Annotated in this window: 5 protein-coding genes and 1 pseudogene; 5 read left to right on the top strand and 1 reads right to left on the bottom strand. The window is 60.8% G+C overall.

The genetic code is table 11. The features are described from left to right. From OKB81_RS19635 to OKB81_RS19655, 5 genes and pseudogenes are all read left to right on the top strand, one after another. The coding region (locus tag OKB81_RS19635) for a hypothetical protein (RefSeq protein WP_270805400.1) at positions 1-216 on the top strand (216 nt) is incomplete at its 5' end. 71 nt (positions 217-287) lie between these two features. Beyond that, positions 288-530, top strand: a complete 243-nt coding sequence (locus OKB81_RS19640; RefSeq protein WP_113740798.1) for a type II toxin-antitoxin system RelB/DinJ family antitoxin — start codon at positions 288-290, stop codon at positions 528-530. Then, complete coding sequence (locus OKB81_RS19645) at positions 520-711, top strand: type II toxin-antitoxin system RelE family toxin (RefSeq protein ID WP_270805401.1); 192 nt, start codon at positions 520-522, stop codon at positions 709-711. Before OKB81_RS19640 ends, OKB81_RS19645 begins: the two co-directional genes overlap by 11 nt. A 549-nt stretch (positions 712-1260) precedes the next feature. After that, positions 1261-1764 (top strand): IncQ-type mobilization protein MobB, encoded by a 504-nt coding sequence (locus tag OKB81_RS19650; RefSeq protein WP_270668205.1) that lies wholly within the window; start codon positions 1261-1263, stop codon positions 1762-1764. Then, a pseudogene (locus tag OKB81_RS19655) lies at positions 1650-2582 on the top strand (RepB family DNA primase); the annotation flags it as partial. The gene OKB81_RS19650 and the pseudogene OKB81_RS19655, both read left to right, overlap by 115 nt. A gap of 35 nt (positions 2583-2617) precedes the next feature. On the opposite strand, the gene tnpC reads toward OKB81_RS19655, so the two are convergent. Beyond that, positions 2618-4020 (bottom strand): IS66 family transposase (tnpC, locus tag OKB81_RS19660; RefSeq protein WP_270805402.1); only part of this gene is annotated, 1403 nt, incomplete at its 5' end.

Genomic DNA, 4020 nt, shown 5'->3' on the forward strand with positions numbered 1-4020 from the left:
GGTGCCGTTCGTGTCGTGGTCGCCGTCGGACAACCTGGCGGCTGGACGCTGCTGGTGCGCTACGGTCTGGCCGAACGCGCCCTCGCCGCCCAGCGCAGTAAGCAGCTACGGGTCTTTCGCAAGCTCGATACCTTGCAGGCCTATTTGCAGGAAATCGGCGTGGTCCGCTTTGAGATCGATGCCGCCGGGTTCGTGGTCGCACCACGACAGCGGTAACCTATTGCGATAAACACCAATTGACATTACATTTGTAATTACTGAAATGATTGTGAATAGTGAGGGCAGTGATGGGAACGATCAATTTGCGCATCGATGATGATCTAAAAGCCCGTTCTTATGCGGTGCTGGATCGGTTGGGGGTGACGCCTTCAGAGTTGCTGCGGCAAACGCTGGAGTACGTTGCTGCTCAGGAGCGGTTACCGTTTCGAACTACCGTCGTGACTCAGGACGAAGAGGCTCTCCTTGCGCTCGTTCGGGAGCGGTTGGCCAACCCCCAAAAAGGGATCAAGGTGTCGCTGGATGACCTTTGAGCTTGAGTTTGATCCCCGTGCTTGGCGGGAGTGGAAGAAACTGGGCGATACCGTGCGCCAGCAGTTCAAGAAGAAGCTGGTAGAGGTGCTGGAACGGCCAAGAAATGAGGCCAACCGCCTGCATGGGCTGCCGGATTGCTACAAGGGGTCGATTCAGAAAACGGAATTTAAAGCACGCTAAGGAATGCTCGATCCAGCAACGGCGCGGCTTTGCGTGTGGCGTCTGCCGCTGGAAGCGGCGTTTCGGCTGTTCTCGAAACTCGGCAGTCTCGGCGGCTCGATTCGAGAGCGGTTTTCGAGAACGGGACGGACAAGGCCAGCACTGGCGCGGCCCGCATTCTCACGGTGGCTTCTTGAAAATGATCGTTTGCGAGAGCGGTGGCCATGCCAATGGCTTAACGTGCTTTATTTTCCGTTTTCTGAGACGTCCCCATCGAGGCCCAGCGCAAAGCGCCGACCAAGGGCGAGATCGAGGGCGCATTGCGCACCGGCAGGCCATCGACCCGCGACCAGTTGCAGAAGCTGTGCGACGGCGCGGCCAAGGATTGCCCGGACTTCACCACGTACCAGGAGCGGCTGGAGGCCGTGGGCGTGGAGTTGGTGCCGGTGGCCCAGATGGGCGGCGCGAAACTGTCTGGCCTGTCGTACCGGCTGGACGGCGTGACGATGAAGGGTAGCGACTTAGGGAAGGGCTACACCGCCGCAGGCATTCAGAAAAGGGGTATCAGCTATGAGCAAGACAGAGACTTTGCGGCAGTTGAGCGATGCCGCGAACGCGACGCGCGTAGAGCGTTTGGCGAGCCAGATCGAGAGCTTGAGGCAGGCCAAGCACCAGAGCGCGGAGGACTTGGCCGCGACGCTGGAGCCGCTGGCCCAAGCAATGGCGGCGCTGGCCGACGAGACGCGGCAGACGCTGGCCGAGATCGACCGCAAGAGCCGGGAGCAGGGCGAGACGTTCAAGCGCCAGCTATCCGAGTCGGTGAAGGGCTGCAAGGACGCGGCAGCGGCGGCGAGCCAAGCCGCCGAGAGCCTGAACCAAGCCGGGCGGCGGATGGAGTGGAGGCATTACCTGCTGGCCGCGCTGGTGGGGATGCTTACAGCAGCAGCCGTGACCGCATCATGGCTTTGGCTAGCACCACCAACCATTCAGAACCAGATCACGCTGGACGCGCAAGCAGTGGCCGAGCACCTCAAAGCCGCGACCGCACCAGCCAAGCCATCCAAAAGCAAATAAATGCGCTTGGCGTGGATCGCTTCGAGGTGGGAATCCGCGAAGCCAAGACCGGCCAAATGATGAACCGCGAATGGAGCCGCGCCGAGCTGGAGCAGTCCGCCGCGTGGCTCAAGCGGATGAACGCTAAGGGCAGCGACGTATACATCCGCCCGGCTGGCGAGCATGGTCTCGTGCTGGTCGATGACCTCAAGCCGCAGGCGCTGGAGCGCATGAAGGCGGAAGGCTTGGCCCCCGCCGCGACCATCGAAACCAGCCCCGGCAACTATCAGGCGTGGGTCAAGCTGTCGGATAAACCGCTATCCGCAGACGTGCGGCGTAGTGCGGCGCAGGAGCTGGCTAAGCAGTACGGCGGCGACCCGAACAGCGCCGACAGCAGGCATTACGGGCGGCTGGCAGGCTTCACGAACCAGAAGTCGCAGCACACCCGAGACGGGCGGCAACCGTATGTGCTGGCCCACGACTGCCCCGGCAGGGCCGCTACAGCCGCGCCAGCGTACCTAGAACGCATCGAACAGGGTTTGGACAGGGCAGAGGCTCAGAAAGAGCGGGAAAAGCGCCTAGAGGCGCTTGGAGCGGCCAAGCCGAGCGGTTACGGTTCGCAATACGATCCGGTGAAGGAATATCAGCGGCAGGCGCAGCGGCTGATGCAGCGGTACGGACAGGACGCCGACTTCTCCCGGCTGGACTGGATGATCGCAACGGACATGGCGAAGTCTGGGCGCTTCACGGCGCAGGACATCGAGAAGGGGATCGGGCAGTGCTCCCCGAACGTGGAGAGCCGCAAGGCGGGCCACATCGAGGATTACGCCCGGCGCACGGCTGAAAATGCGTGGGTAAGCGCCGCTAAATCGACCTACTTGCCTTCGTTGTATTGCGCCACTTTTTTTGCAATGGGCTCCAGCGGGACGTTCCAGGGTAGCAGGGCTTCGAGTTTTTCCAGGCTATCGGCCTCGCCGATCTGCGCCAGCACATAGTTGATATACGCTGATGGCTCCAGGTCATTGGCTTTGGCTGTCTCCAGCAACGAGTAGCAGGTCGCGCTGGCCTTGGCGCCTTGCGCGCTGTCGGCGAACAACCAGGCCTTGCGCCCCACGGCGAACGGGCGGATTGCGTTCTCCGCCAGGATATTGCTGATGTGCAGATCTCCCCGCACGCAGTAACCCACCAGATGGGGCCATTGCCCCAGCGTGTATTCCATCGCCTGTCGAGTCAGCGAGCCTTTCATCACCTTGCCGACGTTATTGTCCAACCAGGTTTTGAGCTCCGCCAACAGGGGCATGCTACGCGTCTGCCGTGCCTGATAACGCTCGGCATCACTGCGCTCCTTCTGCTCCCGCTCGATGGCATAGAGTTTACCTATGTACCCCAATGCTACATCGGCCAGGCCAGTGCTGGCTTTGCTCTTGCCTTTGTCCTTGCCTTTGCCCTTAGGTGCGGCTCGGGTCGCTTCGATGAATTTGCGCCGAGCATGATCCCAGCAGCCAATCCTGGTGAGACCGCTCTCTTTGCACACCTGGCTATAGCCGGAATAGCCATCAGCTTGCAGTATGCCGCTAAAGCCCTCCAGCAGACGCACGGGTACGCTTCCGGCGCGTGACGGATCATATTCAAATAATACAGAGGGGCGGCCCGGCGGACCGCCGCGGGTCACCCACATCCATTTGTCCGATTGCGCGGTTTTGCCCTCTTCTTTGAGCACCTGGATCCGCGTCTCGTCGGCTTGCAGATACGTCGCGTGGTTCTGCTCCTCGCGCAGCAGGTTCATCAATGGCTGGAACACCTCATCCAGCCGGATGATCCAGTGGGCCATGTTGGTGCGGCTCACCTCCTGCCCCAGGCGCTTGAACATCTGCTCCAGACGGTACAGTGGCAGGCCATCGGCATACTTAGAGGTAATGATGTAGCCCAGCAATGACGGCGTGGCGATACATTTGCCCAGCGGGTGTACGGGGCGGTTTGCCGCGAGGATCACCTCTTCGCCATCACGCTCGAACACCGCCTTCTCTTGCCAGATCTCCAGCACCTTGAGTTGAGCCGGAATGAACTGCAACTCCTCTTTGACCTTGGTAAAGAACACCTTGCTGGCCCCGGCTTTCTGCTCATCGCTGAGGGTGAGTTCGATGCGCTCGCGCAGCAGTGAGGCGGAGAAGCCACGTTGACGCGGCTTGGCCTTTGCTTCGTAAGCGCCGTTAAATCGACGTACTTGCCCTAACGGTATTGCGCCACTTTTTTTGAAATCGGCTCCAACGCCACATT

It is taken from the genome of Aeromonas sp. QDB56 (assembly GCF_027705505.1).
Lineage (GTDB): Bacteria > Pseudomonadota > Gammaproteobacteria > Enterobacterales > Aeromonadaceae > Aeromonas > Aeromonas caviae.